Here is a 14,912-nt window from a genome sequence, read left to right as displayed (position 1 = left end):
GGCAAGGCTACCTGTCGAAGATGAAAAGATTCGAGTGCTCACGGATATCCGGAGCGTCCTGGAAACGCAAACGACGGTGAGTCAACTGCGGCGCTTCAATGCAAGTAATCCTGGAAGCGGTAATAGGCGCCCACGAACGGCAGGAACCAGGGTGTGCCGAAGTGTCCGGGGATCGCCGGCCACTCAAGCTCGCGCCAGGGATTGGCCGCCGCATTGCCGGCCATCACCTCGGCCATCACCTGCCCCATGTGCACCGACATCTGCACGCCATGGCCGCTGTAGCCCATGGAGTGAAACACGCCGCCGTGCTGGCCTGCGCGTGGCAGGCGGTCGGAAGTCATGTCCACCAGGCCGCCCCAGCAGTAGTCGATCTTCACCTGCGCCAACTGCGGGAACATGTTCACCATCGCCGCTTGCAGCACCTTGCCGCTCTTGGCGTCGGACACACTGTTGGACATGGCGAACCGCGCACGCCCGCCGAACAGCAGGCGGTTGTCCGGGGTCAGCCGAAAGTAATTGCCGATCATGCGGCTGGTGACATAGGCACGGTGCTGCGGCAACAGCTGATCGATCAGCGCCTGGGGCAACACCTCGGTGACGATCACAAAGCTGCCCACCGGCACGATGCGCCGGCGATACCAGCCGAGGCCGCCGTGCTGGCAGGCGCCGCTGGCCAGCAACACCTGACCGGCGTGCAGCGAGCCCTTGGCAGTGTTGACTTGATAGCCTCCGGCGTGCGCCTTCCAGTCGTTGACGAGGGTGTGCTCGTGAATCAGCGCGCCACGTCGCGCGGCGGCGTCGGCCAGCCCCACACCGAAGCGGCCGATATGCATCTGCACGCCGTTGCGTTGCAGCAGGCCGCCATGAAACTGCACCGAATTGACTTCAGCACGGGCCTGCCCGGCGTCGAGCAACTCCACATCGGCGTCCACCTCGCGCCGGATCAGTTCGCAGGTGCGTGCCAGTCCCTCGTAATGCAGGGGCTTGGCCGCCAACTTGAGCTTGCCGTTGCGCACCAGGTCGCAGGCGATCTGCTCCTGCGCCACCAGCGACACCACCGTGTGCACCGCGCTTTCATAGGCTTGGTAATAGGCGCGCGCGCGGTCGGCGCCGAGGCTGGCGTGCAGCCCGGCGTAGTCCTGAGCCACGCCGGTGTTGCACTGCCCGCCGTTGCGCCCCGACGCTTCACCGACCACCCGCCCGGCATCCAGCACCACCACGCTGGCGCCGCGCATGGCCAGTGCACGGGCAGCCGACAGCCCGGTGAACCCGCCACCGACGACCGCCACATCGACCTGCCGGGGCAGGTCACCCGACTGTGCGCCGGTGAAGGCCGGTGCGGTGTCGAGCCAATAGGATTCACTGCCCATGTCTAACCTCGCGCGCTGTGGACGTTCGTTTTACAAACCCACCAGGCCTGGCAACCCGCCGATATCGGTAATCTGCTGGTAACCATAGGCGGCATTGGCCGGCACTTCATGCCCACGGGCAACGAAGGCTTTGTGCTTGATCTTCATATCGTGGGCCGGCATCAGGTCGTAGCGGAAGCTGGACGACACATGCAAGATGTCTTCCGGACCGCAGCCCAGGTTGTCGAGCATGAACTCGAACGCGCGCAGGCGTGGCTTGTAGGCCTGGGCCTGCTGGGCGGTGAACACTTTGTGGAACGGTGCGCCGAGCTTCTCGACGTTGGACATGATCTGACTGTCCATGGCATTGGAAAAAATCACCAGGGGAATCTTGTCGGCGATCTTCGACAGGCCGGCTGGCACATCGGCATGGGGCCCCCAGGTCGGCACGGCGTCGTAATACAGCTGGCCTTCTTCGCGATACTCAATGCCCCAACGCTTGCAGGTACGGGCCAGGGCGGTCTTGAGCACTTCATCGTAGGGCCGCCAGTCACCCATCACCTGGTCGAGGCGGTAGGCGGTGAAGTCCTTGACGAACTGTTCCATCTGCTCAGGCGTGACGCGGTCGGCAAACAGCTCGCGGGTCAGGGTGCCCATGTGGAAGTTGGTCAGCGTACCGTAGCAGTCGAACGTAATGAATTTGGGACGAAGAAAGCTCATGGCGTGTGGTCCTGGAGTCAATGGAATGTGGCCAAGCGTTCGCGGCTCTGGCGGCGCGTCAGCCCTGTGCAACACAGCTTCATTACAACACTGTGAAATCAGCAGATGGCGTCAAAAACGCCCGCACCTCAATACAAAGCACCGTTTTTAGCGCCAGCGCCAGCAGAGTTTGCGGCGCGCACAAGCCTTGGGCAAAGCCCGTATTCATGCGCCTTAATGGGCCTTTTACGGCATGAAGGCTCAAGAATGGGGCTGGCGAGCGGCAGAAAGTGTGGTGGGCCGCCGCGCTTGGTGCTGCGCGCTGACGCGGCCATAAACAGCCCTCTCTACGGCAACGCATTTGCTGCTGAGCGCCGCCTCGAATTTAGTAGTAACTATGGTGGTGTGACCCTCCTGCATCGCAAATCTGCCGAATACTGCGCGCCCTCTTGCCAGCCCTGAAAACAGGTGGGATACAGGCATTCCAATGATGCTCCCCCTTTTGCTCAACGGAGGCCCGCCATGGCAGCCCAGCCACACACTGATTACCTCTATCGCTCGATGACGGTGGCCGACTTGCCGGCCGCCCATAACTTGTCGGTGCAACTCAAATGGCCCCACCGCCAGGAAGATTGGGCGATGCTGCAGCGGGTCAGTGACGGCTTTGTGGTACTCGATGGCGAGCGCCTGATCGGCACCGCATTCGCCTGCCCTCAGGGCGACTACGCCACCATCGGCCTGGTGATTGTCAGCGACGACTATCAGGGCCGGGGCATTGGCCGACGTTTGATGGAGCTGGCGCTGAAAGCCTGTGCCGCGCGCACACCGTTGCTCAACGCAACCGTGGCCGGCGCGCCGCTGTATGCCAGCCAGGGTTTTGTCGAGTTCGGCCATATACAGCAGCACCAAGGCAATGTGCAGGTGCCCGAGCAGACCGCGCTGGCCGAGGGTGAACACTGTCGCCCGCTGACGGCCGACGATCACGCCGCCGTGATTGCCCTGGCCAACGCCGGCAGCGGCCTGGACCGCCGTGAAATCCTGCGCGACCTGCAGGTGGAACACGCCGTGGGCATCGAACGCGACGGCCAGTTGCGCGGGTTTGCGCTGCTGCGCCCATTCGGCCGCGGACGTTGCATCGGCCCGGTGGTGGCCGAAACCCTCGAACAGGCCAAACACCTGATCACCACGTTGCTTGAGCAGGTGCCGGACGCCTTCGTGCGCATCGACATTCCCGCCAAGTGCGGCCTCGGCGACTGGCTCGAACAGGCCGGTCTCAAGTGCGTCGACACCGTCGCCCGCATGGCCAAGGGCACACCGCCCAAGGCCAGCGGCGGCGTCCACCTGTTTGCCCTGATCACCCAAGCGGTCGGTTGATTCTTTCCTGGAGCCTTACCCATGTCCTCTCCCCGTATTCTGATGCTGGCCCGCGCTGACGGCAGCGCCGTTGGCACCCCCTTTCGCCACGCGGCCCTGAACACGCTCGACCCGTTCGGCGACGCCCGCCAGATCGCCTGGCTCAGCGACGACGGCGTGTCGGCCGGGCGCGTTGCGTTCAGCGGCGAAGCTGTCATCGACGATTTCCCCTACAGCGAAACGCTGGTAGTGCAGGCAGGTTCCGTGCTGCTGCACAGCGCCGAGCAGACCCTGGAACTGGGCGTCGGCGACAGCGCCGTGATCGGCCGGGGCACACGCCTCACCCTGCAGGCGAGCCCCGGCAGTTGGTGGGCTTTCTGCGCGCTGAACCTCACCGACGCGCCGCTGCGTCCCGGCCTCACCTGGCTCGATCCACGCACCCCGCTCAACCCGTCTGCCGCCCCCGACGCGCAGATTTTGATCGGCCCCGCGCCGCAGTGCCGCGCGAACAACCTGTTCGATGATGAAAGCACCGAGCTGCGCGTGGGCATCTGGGATTCCACGCCCTATGCCCGTCACGGTCGCCCGCACAAGCTGCATGAATTGATGTACCTGATCGAAGGCAGCATGACGCTGCAGGACGCCGAAGGTGTGGACACAACGGTCAACCCCGGCGACACCGTATTCGTCGCCAAAGGCGCGCCCTGCGCCTGGCGCGGCTCGGTGTATGTGCGCAAGGTTTACGCGGTGAAATAAGCTGTTATCGCTCCAGGGAGCCCGTTGAATGACTACACACTCTTCGAACCGCTACAGCGTCGATGCGCACACGGCGGACAAGTTCTACATCGATGGCCGTTGGGTGGCGCCGGCCGTTCCGGCGAGCCTGGCGGTGATCAACCCGGCCACCGAAGAGGTGGCCGCGCAGGTGGCGCGCGGCTCCAGCGAAGATGTCGACCGTGCCGTCGCTGCGGCGCGTGCGGCGTTTCCCGGCTGGTCGGCCACTGCTCCGGCGGCGCGCGCCGTGGTGCTGGGGAACATCCACGCGTTGATTCTGGAGCGCAAGGAACAACTGGCCCAGGCGCTGTCCCTGGAAATGGGCGCGGCCATCGGTTTTGCCCGCGCCATGCAGGTGCCGCTGGCGGCCGAACATGTGCGGGTGGCGCGTGACCTGCTGAAGAGCTACCGCTTTCACACGCTCGAAGGCAGCACCGCCATCGAACGCGAAGCCATCGGCGTGTGCGGGCTGATCACGCCGTGGAACTGGCCGCTGTACCAGATCACCGCCAAGGTCGCGCCGGCGATTGCCGCCGGCTGCACCGTGGTGCTCAAACCCAGCGAACTGTCGCCGCTGAGCGCGTTGCTGTTCGCTCAACTGGTGCACGACGCCGGCCTGCCGCCGGGGGTGTTCAACCTGGTCAACGGCAGCGGTCACGAGGTGGGCGCGGCGATGGCGGCGCACCCTGACATCGACATGATTTCCATCACCGGCTCCAACCGCGCCGGCGCCCTGGTAGCGCAGGCCGCCGCGCCGACGGTCAAACGCGTGACCCAGGAACTGGGCGGCAAGTCGCCGAACGTGCTGCTGCCCGATGCGGACTTTGCCAACGTGGTGCCGCTGGGGGTGATGTCGGCGTTTCGCAACGTGGGCCAGTCGTGCAGCGCGCCAACGCGGATGATCGTGCCGAGGGCGCGGTTGGCCGAGGTCGAAGCCCTGGCGGCGGCGACGGCCAACGCGATCATCGTGGGTGACCCGTCAGCGGAGGACACGGTGCTGGGGCCGATTGCCAATCAGGCGCAGTTCGAACGCGTGCAAGTGATGATCGAGGCCGGTATCGACGAAGGGGCGAAACTGGTGTGCGGCGGTCCAGGGCGGGTGGCGGGTTTTGATTACGGCTTTTACACGCGGCCGACGGTGTTCTCTGAAGTGGACAACCGCATGCGTATCGCCCAGGAGGAAATTTTCGGGCCGGTGCTTTGTATCATTGCGTATGACACGGTGGACGAGGCGGTGGCCATTGCCAATGACACGGTGTATGGGCTGGGCGCGCATGTGCAGGGGCAGGACCTGCAGGCTGCCCGGGCAGTGGCATCGCGTATTCGGGCGGGGCAGGTGCATCTGAATCATCCGGCGTGGGATCCGATGGCCCCGTTTGGGGGGTATAAGCGGTCGGGCAATGGGCGGGAGTATGGGGTGGTGGGGTTCGAGGAGTATCTGGAGATTAAGGCGATTGTTGGGTTTGGCGGGTAGATTAATGTAGGGGCAAAAACCAAAGCAAAGCAGATCAAAAGCAGTGTGATATCTATCAGACAAATGGAGATCAAATGTGGGAGGGGGCTTGCTCCCGATGGCAGTGTGACAGCCAGTCTATGTATTGACTGATTCACCGCTATCGGGAGCAAGCCCCCTCCCACAGTTTGAACAGCGCCAGGCAGGAAAACCTCGGTCGGCTCTAAGGTCGCCGCGCTCTTGATCTGGGGCGCTGTAAAAGCGGAACCGCCATTAGCCGTTACCGAAGCAACGGCTATACCCCCCCCAAAAAAACCTCAAAAGTCCGCCACCTTTCCCCAAGCCGAAGACTTGAACCGATCCGGGTGATAAGGCTGCGGATCCACAATCGGCTGCGCCCCGCTCACGATATCCGCAATCAAATGCCCCGCCCCCGGCCCAATCCCAAACCCATGCCCACTGAACCCCGCCGCCAACACCAAGCCTGGCAAGCTGGCCATCTCCCCAATCCCGGGAACTCCGTCAGGCGTGCTGTCCACGTACCCCGCCCAAGCCGCCGTCACCGATGACTCTTTAAACGCCGGCATCAGTTGCGCAGCCCGCGCGTAAGTCAACTTCACCGCCGCCGCATCAGGCGTGGGGTCCAGAATCCGCATCTTCTCCATCGGCGTTGGCTCATCCAGACGCCAGCGCTTCCAGCTTTCATGCCCTGCCCGCGCGCCTTCGAACCCGCCCACCGCCAGGTTGCGCCAGCGGCGTTGAAACATCGGTAAAAACTGCGGCGCAAAGCTGAGCAACTGCGGCGTCGGATCAACCCGGCCGCGTCCACTGATGGCCAGCGTATAGCTGCCATCAAAGCGACGTGTCATCGAGGCCTGGGAGGTGTGCAGCGCACTGGGCAGTTCCTGATTGGGCGGCGACACGCGAAGCACCGTTTGCCGAATGGTCGCCTGGGGAAACCGAATGCCGTACTGACGGCAGAACGACGACGCCCAGGCACCGGCGGCGAGTACCGCGAGACGGGTGCGGATGGTGCCCTTCTCGGTCACCACTCCCGACAGTCGCCCGCCTTCGGTCTCCAGCCCGCGCACGGCGCAGTCCTGATGCACCGTGCTGCCCAGCGCCATGATCGCGCGCGCGACCGCAGGCGCTGCGCGGGATGGGTCGGCGATGCCGTCGGTGGGCGCGTAGACCCCGCCCTTCCACTGTTTGCCGGTGGCCCGACCCCGCTCAGCGGCTTGCTGCGCGGTGAGCATATGGGTCTCGACGTTGACCGAACGGGCAAATTCGCCCCAGCGCGCCCAACCGTCGATTTCCTTTTCGTCATTGCTCAGGTAAAGCAGGCCGCAGCGGGTGAAGCCGGTCTGCTCGCCGGTTTCGGCGGCGAACTGCGACCACAGTTCCAGGCTCTTGGTGGCCATCGGCAGCTCGCGCGCATCGCGATTCTGCTGGCGGCACCAGCCCCAGTTGCGACTCGATTGTTCAGCGCCGATACGGCCCTTTTCCACCAGCGCGACCTTCATCCCGCGTTTGGCCAGGTAATAGGCGGTAAAGGCACCGATGATGCCACCGCCGATCACGACCACATCGGCGTCCGTCGGCAGGTCAGGCGAGGTTTCTACAGGAATCAGGGGAGCTGGCATGGGCGGGTTTCCGTCAAGGTCGGTCGTGGGGGCTCTGGCATCGCGGCAGCATGGATTTATTACACCACCATGAAGCCATGCATAAACGGCGAAAAATACCGGCTGACTGATACAAACCACCGTTTAACAGGCCTGCCCCGGCAGACTTTACCGATGAAGCGGATGAGGGTTTGCGTAACGCCGTGAGGCGGCCGCGTCTATTAGCTGGTAAAGTGCGCACCGTTATTTATTAAGAGGAATGTTTCATGGCCACTAACCGCTCCCGGCGTCTGCGCAAAAAACTGTGTGTGGACGAGTTCCAGGAACTGGGTTTCGAACTGAACCTGGAATTCAAGAAAGACCTGGCCGACGATGCAATCGATACTTTTCTCGACGCATTCCTCAAAGAAGCCATGGAAGCCAACGGCCTGGGCTACGTCGGCGGTGACGACTACGGTCTGGTCTGCCTGCAGAAGCGTGGCTCGGTCAGCGAAGAGCAGCGCGCCAAGGTTGAAGCCTGGCTCAAATCCCGCGATGAACTGACCAACGCTGAAGTCAGCCCGTTGCTGGACGTCTGGTACCCGGAAAAGCCGATCAACCCGGTTGCCTGATTGTCCTCAGGGCCATCTTCGTGATGGCCCTGTTTGTTTACGCGAGCCCCTCCTCTGGTGCTCCGCGCCCACGACATTTGGTCGCCGGGCAACCGCTCAAAATCACTCGATCAATGAACTCACTGCCAACTCTGTAGTGAAAGCAACGCCGCGCCTGCAAAAAAACGCCAATTTCCAGCTATCGTTCAGCTACAAGTGGCGCGACCTTGGGGCATAATGCCGACACTTTCATGACCACTGAGGGATTTTTCTTACGTTCCCCTCGCTTTTTTCACCCTCCTCAGCAGTAGGGTTCTATTTTTTATGATCAAATCCTTGCGTCCATTGTTACTCGCCGGTCTGCTTCTGCCACTGGCCTTTTCCGCCGCCGCCGCCCCCGTCAACAACAGCCTGCCGCCCAATGTCGCGCAGGCCCTGCAGAAAGCCAAGCTGCAAAATACCGCCCTGTCCCTGGTGATGATTCCGCTGAACGGCCCGGGCACGCCGACCGTGTTCAACGCCGACGTCTCGGTGAACCCCGCCTCCACCATGAAGCTGGTCACCACCTACGCGGCCCTGGAAATGCTGGGGCCCAACCATCAGTGGAAAACCGAGTTCTATACCGACGGCACCCTCAGCGGTGGCGTGTTGCACGGCAACCTGTACCTCAAGGGCGGCGGCGATCCCAAGCTGAACATGGAAAAACTCTGGCTGCTGATGCGTGACCTGCGGGCCAATGGCGTACAGCAGGTCACCGGCGACCTGGTGCTGGACCGCAGTTTCTTCAACCAGCCACTGCTGCCCGAGTTCAATGACGACGGCAACGACGAGAACAAACCGTTCCTGGTCAAGCCCGACGCGCTGCTGGTCAACCTCAAGGCCCTGCGCTTTGTCACGCGTAACGATGGCGGACGGGTGATCGTCTCGGTTGAGCCGCCGATTGCCACCATTCGTATCGATAACCAGGTCAAGGTCTCCAACGCCAAGCAGTGCACCGGCGATGTGCGCTACAACCCGGTCACCGCCGCCGATGGCAGCGTCACCGTGACCGTCAGCGGCCAGTTGGCCGATGGCTGCAGCTCACAGACCTACCTCTCGCTGCTCGACCACGCCACCTACACCGCCGGCGCCGTGCGCGCCATCTGGAAAGAGTTGGGCGGCAGCATCCAGGGCCGCGACCTCCAGGCCCCGGTGCCCAAGAGCGCCAAGGTACTGGCCCGCGCGTTCTCGCCGGACCTGGCGGAAATCATCCGCGATATCAACAAATACAGTAACAACACCATGGCCCAGCAGTTGTTCCTGAGCCTGGGCGCGCAGTTTCGCAACGACGCCGACGGCGACGATGCCAAGGCCGCGCAACGCGTGGTGCGCCAGTGGCTGGCGAAGAAAGGCATCACCGCGCCGCACCTGGTGATGGAGAACGGTTCCGGCCTGTCCCGCGCCGAGCGCGTCAGCGCGCGCGAGATGGCCGCCATGTTGCAGGCCGCGTGGAAAAGCCCGTACGCCGCCGAATACATCAGCTCCCTGCCGATTGCCGGTACCGACGGCACCATGCGTAAACGCCTGAAGACCACCGCCATGCGCGGCGAAGCCCACGTCAAGACCGGCACCCTGAACACCGTACGGGCGATCGCCGGGTTCAGCCGCGACAACAACGGCTACACCTGGGCGGTGGTGGCGATCCTCAACGATCCGAAGCCGTGGGGCGCCTCGTCGGTGCTCGACCAGGTGCTGCTGGACCTGTACCGCCAGCCGAAAGTGATGGCGGCAGCGCCGGTGCTCTAAATGTGGGAGGGGGGCTTGCTCCCGATGGCGGTGAATCAGTCCACGGATTGACTGATTCACCGCTATCGGGAGCAAGCCCCCTCTCACATTGGTTTTTGTGTCTGCCTTCAGGCCGGTAGTTTTTCCGGCGTGACACGGTCGCGGCCGGCCTGCTTGGCCAGGTACACCGCCGAATCGGCGCGCAGCAGCAAGCCGTCGATGCCCTCATCGACACGCCAACTGGCCACGCCGAAACTGGCGGTCACCGTACCCACTGCCTCCATCGGTACGCTGCGCAACGATTCCCACAGCTCCATCGCCAGGCTGTAGGCCTGCTGGCCATCGGTGCCGGGGCACAAGACCATGAACTCTTCGCCACCCAGGCGGCAGAACACATCGGTGCGGCGCAGGCGCTGGCTGATGCGCTTGCACAGTTCCTGCAGCACGCCGTCGCCCACCCCGTGACCATAGCGGTCGTTGATGCGCTTGAAGTGGTCGATATCCAGCATGATCACCGACAACGCCCCCGACGTACGCCTGACGCGCACCATCTCGGCCTTGAGACGGTCCTGGAAGTAGCGACGGTTGTGGATGCCGGTCAGGGAGTCGGTGATGGAGAGCGCGCGCAGTTCTTCTTCCACTCGCTTGAGATCGGAAATATCCGACACATAACCGTGCCACAGCGTGCCACCTCCGGGTAACTCCTCCGGCGTGGCCTCGCCACGAATCCAGCGCAGACCCCGCTGCGGCAAGATCACCCGGTACTCTTCGCGCCAATGGCTCAGCTGCACCGCCGACGAGCGAATCGAGGCACGTATGCGTTCGACGTCCAGTGGATGGATGCGCTCGAAGACCTTTTCCGCATCCTGCTGCAACACCCCCACCTCGATTTCATAGATATCGCGCATGCCATCGCTGGCATATATGAAGCGCCACTCACCCCGGGGCTTGAGGGTGAACTGGAAAATCCCGCCGGGCACGTGGGCACTGAGTTTTTTTAGCAGGCGATCCCTTGCGGCCAGTGCCTCATAGGCGCGCTTTTGCTCGGTCACGTCGAGGTAGATCGCCAGGTGGCCCACCCACAGGCCATGGTCATCAAGCAACGCGGTGCCGAGCATATTCACGATCAACTGGCTGCCATCCTCACGGACCAGGGTCCATTCGCGCGCCTCGTGCAGGCTGTCCGGGCTCTGTACCAGCATGGCCTGGCTCGGCGGGATACGCTTGCCCAGCAGCAGGCTCACGCTCGCGGCGCTGGCTTCCAGCTCCGACGCCAGGTGCAGGCTTTCGAGGGTGGCGCGCCCAAGCACCTCAGCGGCCTTGAAGCCGAGCATCTGTTCGGCACCGGCGTTGAAGGTATTGATTACGCCGCGCAGGTCGGTGGCGATGATAGCGACCTGGGTGGCGGCATTCAGCACGCTGCGCAGTTGGCTGTGGGTACCGCGCAGTTCCTGCTCGCGCGCGCGCAGCTGCCCGGTGCGCTGCTCCACCAGTTTCAGCGCGCGCTGGCGCTGGCTGACCAGCACGTAGAGCAAGACTGCAACCAACAGGCTAAGCAGCCCGCCCATGCTCAGGATGCTGATCAGCGAGGAGTGCCCGGTGCCGTCGAACACCTGGCTGGGACGCAGTGTCAGGGCGTAGACATGGTCGCCCAGGGTCAGGCGGCGGGTCACGCTGAGGTCGTTGTCGCTCGGCGTGTTGCCCGACTCATAAAGCCTGCGTTGCTGCAGGTCGGAGGTGTCAACGATCTGCGTCACCAGGTTATCGCGGTCGGGCCTGGGCAAGCCGTCGGCCACCAACTGGCGCAGGCTGATCACTGCCATCACGAAGCCAAACGGCTCTGCTCCTGCCTGGGAAGCGACCGGCGCAACCAGCAGCACGCCCGTCGCGTAGGCAGGCTCCACGCCCACCAGTTGCATCGGCTGGGACACTGCCAGCTTGCCGCTCTTCTGCGCCCGTTCAAGGGTCGAGCGCCGCAGGGGCTGGGCCAGCAGGTCAAACCCCATGGGCGAGCCGAACTGGCTCTGGGTCTGGTTGTACAGCACCGGCACGTATTCATCACGTTCAGCCGCCAGAGCCAGTTCGCCGACGGCATTGAGTTCACGGATGGCGAACGGCGTGCCGAGCGCGCGCGAGATGTCCTGTTCAAAGCGGCTGCGCTGCGCGCGCACTACGCGCGGCGCCCACGCATAGGCGCGCGCGTGCAGCAGCAAGGGCTGGGCAAAACCGTCGAATTCTGCGCGGGTCACGTTCTGGGAATTAGTGAAGAAACGTTGCAGGCTGCCCAGGCGTTGCTCCTGGTCTTCGAAACGTTCCTGCAGGCGACTGAAGCGCTCACTGACCAGCAATTGGAAGCGCTGGCGCACTTGTTGTTGATTGAGCTCGCAAGCGGCCCAGGCGACGATAATGGTCAAGGCAACCCCTGCCAGGAATACCACCGACGCCACCCACCAGGCGGATGCCTGCTCACTGATAAAGCCTAGTATTTTCGGGCGGACGGCTTGCAACGGCATGGACAACACTCAAGACGCCAACGTGCGGAGGTGTCACGTTGGCCAGGCCTTAGTTATAGCCATAGGCCAGGGGTTTGACCAGCCTCAAACCACTGCAGAAGCAAGTAAGCTCGCGCCTGCAGTGGACACGCGCCAATCAGCGTGCGGTGATTTTCCAGGCGCGGTGAATTTTGGCATTGCGCGCAAAATCCGGGTCGAGGGTCTTGTCGCTGATTTCCTCGACGGCGTAGCGCTCGCTGAGGTTGTCCTCGAGCACGAACTTGCGGAAGTTGTTCGAGAAGTACAGCACGCCGCCCGGCGCCAGGCGCGCCATGGCCAGGTCGAGCAATTGCACGTGGTCGCGCTGTACGTCGAAGATGCCTTCCATGCGTTTGGAGTTGGAGAAGGTCGGCGGGTCGATGAAGATCAGGTCGAACTCATCGCGGCTCGCCTCCAGCCACGCCATCACATCACCCTGCTCCAGGCGGTTCTTGTCGGAGAAGCCGTTGAGCGAGAAGTTGCGACGCGCCCAGTCCAGGTAGGTTTTGGACAGGTCGACGCTGGTGGTGCTGCGCGCGCCACCCTTGGCGGCGTGCACGCTGGCGGTGGCGGTGTAGCAATACAGATTGAGAAAGCGCTTGCCGGCCGCTTCCTTCTGAATGCGCATGCGCATCGGACGGTGGTCGAGGAACAGGCCGGTGTCCAGGTAATCGGTGAGGTTGACCAGCAGCTTCACGCCACCTTCGCTGACCTCGGTGAACTTGCCCTGGGCGCTCTGGCGCTCGTACTGCTTGGTGCCGCTCTGGCGCTCGCGACGCTTGACCACCACGCGGCTCTTGTCGATGTTGAGCGCCTGGGGAATCGCGGCCAGGGCATCGAACATGCGTGCCGAGGCTTTTTCCGGGTCGATGGACTTGGGCGCGGCGTATTCCTGCACATGGACCCAGTCGTGGTACAGGTCGATGGCCATGGAGTATTCCGGCATATCGGCGTCGTACACGCGGTAGCAATCCACGCCTTCACGCTTGGCCCACTTGCCCAACAGCTTGAGGTTCTTTTGCAGGCGGTTGGCGAACATCTGCCCGCCTTCGCTCAGGCGTGCCTGCTCGACGACCGGTGCTGGCGCCGGTTTGATCGGGTTGCCGTTCTTGTTGTACTGGCGCTCTTGCGGCTCGACCGGGGCCTGGTCGTAAGCGGCCTGCTCGCGCTCGGCCTGACGCTGCTCCGGGGTGCGACGCTCGCCGGTGACGAACTGATCCGGGTTGACCTTGATCAGCAGCAGCTTGCACGGCAGTGCGCCGTTCCAGAACGAATACTGTTTGTGGCTGCGGATGCCCATGCGCTTGCCAAGGTCCGGCGCGCCGGTGAACACCGCCGCTTCCCAGCCCATGCAGGCCTGACGCAGACGTTCGCCAAGATTCTGGTAGAGGTACAACAGGCTGGCTTCGTCACCCAGACGCTCGCCGTAGGGCGGGTTGCAGATCACCAGGCCTTTCTGGTTCTGGTCCGGACGCGGCTCGAAGGTGCCGACTTCGCCCTGGTACACCTTGATCCAGTGACTCAGGCCCGCGCGTTCGATGTTGTTGCGTGCCGGCTGGATCAGGCGCGGGTCGGCTTCATAGCCACGCACCCACAGCGGCGGTTTGTTCATGCCGATGGCGGCACGTTCCGACGCTTCGGTGTGAAGTTTCTTCCACAGCGCCGGCACGTGGCCGAGCCAGGTGGTGAAGCCCCACAGTTCGCGATTGAGGTTGGGCGCCATGTCGGCGGCGATCATCGCGCCTTCGACGAGGAAGGTGCCCACGCCGCACATCGGGTCGGTCAGCGCGCCGCCTTCGGCAGCAATGCGCGGCCAGCCGGCACGGATCAGGATCGCGGCCGCGAGGTTTTCCTTCAGCGGCGCAGCGCCCTGCTGCAGGCGGTAACCGCGCTGGTGAAGGCTGTGGCCGGACAGGTCGAGGGAGAGGATGGCTTCGCCACGGTCAAGGCGCAGGTGGATGCGCAGGTCCGGGTTGATCTTGTCGATGGACGGCCGTTCGCCGGTCGGGGTGCGCAGTTTGTCGACAATCGCATCCTTGACCTTCAGCGCGCCGAAGTGGGTGTTGTCGATGCCTGAACCGTGGCCGCTGAATTCCACCGCCAGGGTGCCATCGGGGACCATGTGCTCGGCCCATTCGATGTCCAGCACGCCGTGATAGAGGTCTTCGGCATCCTTCATCGGGAAGCGCTTGAGCACCAGCAGCACGCGGTTGGCCAGACGTGACCAGAGGCACAGGCGGTAGGCGGTCTCCATGTCGGCCATGCCGCGCACGGCCGAGGTGTGCTCGCGGGCGTCCTCAAGGCCAAGCCCGACGGCTTCCTCGATCAGCAGGCCTTCAAGGCCTTTGGGGCAAGTGAGGAAGAGTTCAAAACGGTCCGACATGGGGCATTCCAGGCTTTTCAGCAATAAATGAACGGGCGACGCATCGCCGGTTCGGTTTTCAATCAAGCACTTTTCTTGAAGAGTGCTCGCGTGGCGCGAATGTGCCGTCCCACCCGGGCGATAGGGCCCGTAGGCCCTGAATGCAAAGGCAGATCAATAATTTTAGGCAACAAAAAGAAATATTCCGACCCTTCGTCGAATAATAACCGACTGCAACGGGCGGGCATTCTCACCAAGGGATTGCACCCATGGTCTGCGCGGGGCACATCATAGCTGGCTTTGGCGATAAAAAGGGGCGAAAAGCCATCCCAGCTTATGGCTATAGCATCCAAAACGTTACGTGCTTATGACAAAACGATCATTGAATCCATGTGACCTATTGGTTAGAAATCAA

General features: G+C 63.2%; 10 protein-coding genes. 5 read left to right on the top strand and 5 right to left on the bottom strand.

Annotated features, from left to right (window positions below; genetic code table 11):
• Nucleotides 1-95: 95 nt before the first annotated feature.
• Together ACXX81_RS05005 and ACXX81_RS05000 are read right to left on the bottom strand one after the other, a co-directional pair.
• Nucleotides 96-1,370, bottom strand: a complete 1,275-nt coding sequence (locus ACXX81_RS05005; protein WP_458571301.1) for an NAD(P)/FAD-dependent oxidoreductase — start codon at nucleotides 1,368-1,370, stop codon at nucleotides 96-98.
• Nucleotides 1,371-1,400: 30 nt separating this feature from the next.
• Complete coding sequence (locus ACXX81_RS05000) at nucleotides 1,401-2,069, bottom strand: haloacid dehalogenase type II (RefSeq protein WP_209983724.1); 669 nt, start codon at nucleotides 2,067-2,069, stop codon at nucleotides 1,401-1,403.
• A 501-nt stretch (nucleotides 2,070-2,570) separates the two neighbouring features.
• On the opposite strand from ACXX81_RS05000, the gene ACXX81_RS04995 reads away from it, so the two are divergent.
• From ACXX81_RS04995 to ACXX81_RS04985, 3 genes are read left to right on the top strand one after another with little or no spacing between them, the layout of a single operon-like run.
• On the top strand, nucleotides 2,571-3,422 hold the full coding sequence (locus ACXX81_RS04995) for a GNAT family N-acetyltransferase (protein WP_458571300.1): 852 nt from the start codon (nucleotides 2,571-2,573) through the stop codon (nucleotides 3,420-3,422).
• Nucleotides 3,423-3,443: 21 nt separating this feature from the next.
• The gene (locus tag ACXX81_RS04990) at nucleotides 3,444-4,157 is read left to right on the top strand and encodes a cupin domain-containing protein (RefSeq protein ID WP_209983728.1); all 714 of its coding nucleotides are present in this window, start codon (nucleotides 3,444-3,446) and stop codon (nucleotides 4,155-4,157) included.
• 28 nt (nucleotides 4,158-4,185) lie between these two features.
• Entirely contained in the window at nucleotides 4,186-5,649 is a 1,464-nt protein-coding gene (locus ACXX81_RS04985; protein ID WP_458571299.1) for an aldehyde dehydrogenase family protein, read from the top strand.
• Nucleotides 5,650-5,945: 296 nt separating this feature from the next.
• Here the strand turns inward: ACXX81_RS04985 and ACXX81_RS04980 are convergent, their stop codons facing one another.
• On the bottom strand, nucleotides 5,946-7,271 hold the full coding sequence (locus tag ACXX81_RS04980) for an NAD(P)/FAD-dependent oxidoreductase (protein WP_322214211.1): 1,326 nt from the start codon (nucleotides 7,269-7,271) through the stop codon (nucleotides 5,946-5,948).
• Between the two features lie 245 nt (nucleotides 7,272-7,516).
• Here ACXX81_RS04980 and ACXX81_RS04975 point away from each other — a divergent pair, with 245 nt between their 5' ends.
• On the top strand, nucleotides 7,517-7,861 hold the full coding sequence (locus ACXX81_RS04975; RefSeq protein ID WP_209983734.1) for a YggL family protein: 345 nt from the start codon (nucleotides 7,517-7,519) through the stop codon (nucleotides 7,859-7,861).
• A gap of 303 nt (nucleotides 7,862-8,164) precedes the next feature.
• On the top strand, nucleotides 8,165-9,625 hold the full coding sequence (gene dacB / locus ACXX81_RS04970) for a D-alanyl-D-alanine carboxypeptidase/D-alanyl-D-alanine endopeptidase (protein ID WP_209983736.1): 1,461 nt from the start codon (nucleotides 8,165-8,167) through the stop codon (nucleotides 9,623-9,625).
• Between the two features lie 107 nt (nucleotides 9,626-9,732).
• On the opposite strand, the gene ACXX81_RS04965 is transcribed toward dacB, so the two are convergent.
• Both ACXX81_RS04965 and rlmKL read right to left on the bottom strand, forming a co-directional pair.
• Nucleotides 9,733-12,117 carry a sensor domain-containing diguanylate cyclase gene (locus ACXX81_RS04965; protein ID WP_458571298.1) on the bottom strand — a complete coding sequence of 795 codons (2,385 nt, stop codon included), beginning with the start codon at nucleotides 12,115-12,117 and terminating at the stop codon, nucleotides 9,733-9,735.
• A 136-nt stretch (nucleotides 12,118-12,253) separates the two neighbouring features.
• Nucleotides 12,254-14,518 (bottom strand): bifunctional 23S rRNA (guanine(2069)-N(7))-methyltransferase RlmK/23S rRNA (guanine(2445)-N(2))-methyltransferase RlmL, encoded by a 2,265-nt coding sequence (gene rlmKL, locus ACXX81_RS04960; protein ID WP_209983740.1) that lies wholly within the window; start codon nucleotides 14,516-14,518, stop codon nucleotides 12,254-12,256.
• Nucleotides 14,519-14,912 lie beyond the last annotated feature (394 nt).

This window comes from Pseudomonas sp. GNP013 (assembly GCF_054343995.1).
The sequence above is the reverse complement of the archived record's forward strand: the minus strand, read 5'-3'. Positions and strand labels throughout refer to the sequence as shown.

Bases quoted from the DNA above. Each gene is read 5' to 3' on its own strand.
- ACXX81_RS05005 (WP_458571301.1), bottom strand. From the start codon at position 1,370: ATGGGCAGTGAATCCTATTGGCTCGACACCGCACCGGCCTTCACCGGC.
- ACXX81_RS05000 (WP_209983724.1), bottom strand. From the start codon at position 2,069: ATGAGCTTTCTTCGTCCCAAATTCATTACGTTCGACTGCTACGGTACG.
- ACXX81_RS04995 (WP_458571300.1), top strand. From the start codon at position 2,571: ATGGCAGCCCAGCCACACACTGATTACCTCTATCGCTCGATGACGGTG.
- ACXX81_RS04990 (WP_209983728.1), top strand. From the start codon at position 3,444: ATGTCCTCTCCCCGTATTCTGATGCTGGCCCGCGCTGACGGCAGCGCC.
- ACXX81_RS04985 (WP_458571299.1), top strand. From the start codon at position 4,186: ATGACTACACACTCTTCGAACCGCTACAGCGTCGATGCGCACACGGCG.
- ACXX81_RS04980 (WP_322214211.1), bottom strand. From the start codon at position 7,271: ATGCCAGCTCCCCTGATTCCTGTAGAAACCTCGCCTGACCTGCCGACG.
- ACXX81_RS04975 (WP_209983734.1), top strand. From the start codon at position 7,517: ATGGCCACTAACCGCTCCCGGCGTCTGCGCAAAAAACTGTGTGTGGAC.
- dacB (WP_209983736.1), top strand. From the start codon at position 8,165: ATGATCAAATCCTTGCGTCCATTGTTACTCGCCGGTCTGCTTCTGCCA.
- ACXX81_RS04965 (WP_458571298.1), bottom strand. From the start codon at position 12,117: ATGCCGTTGCAAGCCGTCCGCCCGAAAATACTAGGCTTTATCAGTGAG.
- rlmKL (WP_209983740.1), bottom strand. From the start codon at position 14,518: ATGTCGGACCGTTTTGAACTCTTCCTCACTTGCCCCAAAGGCCTTGAA.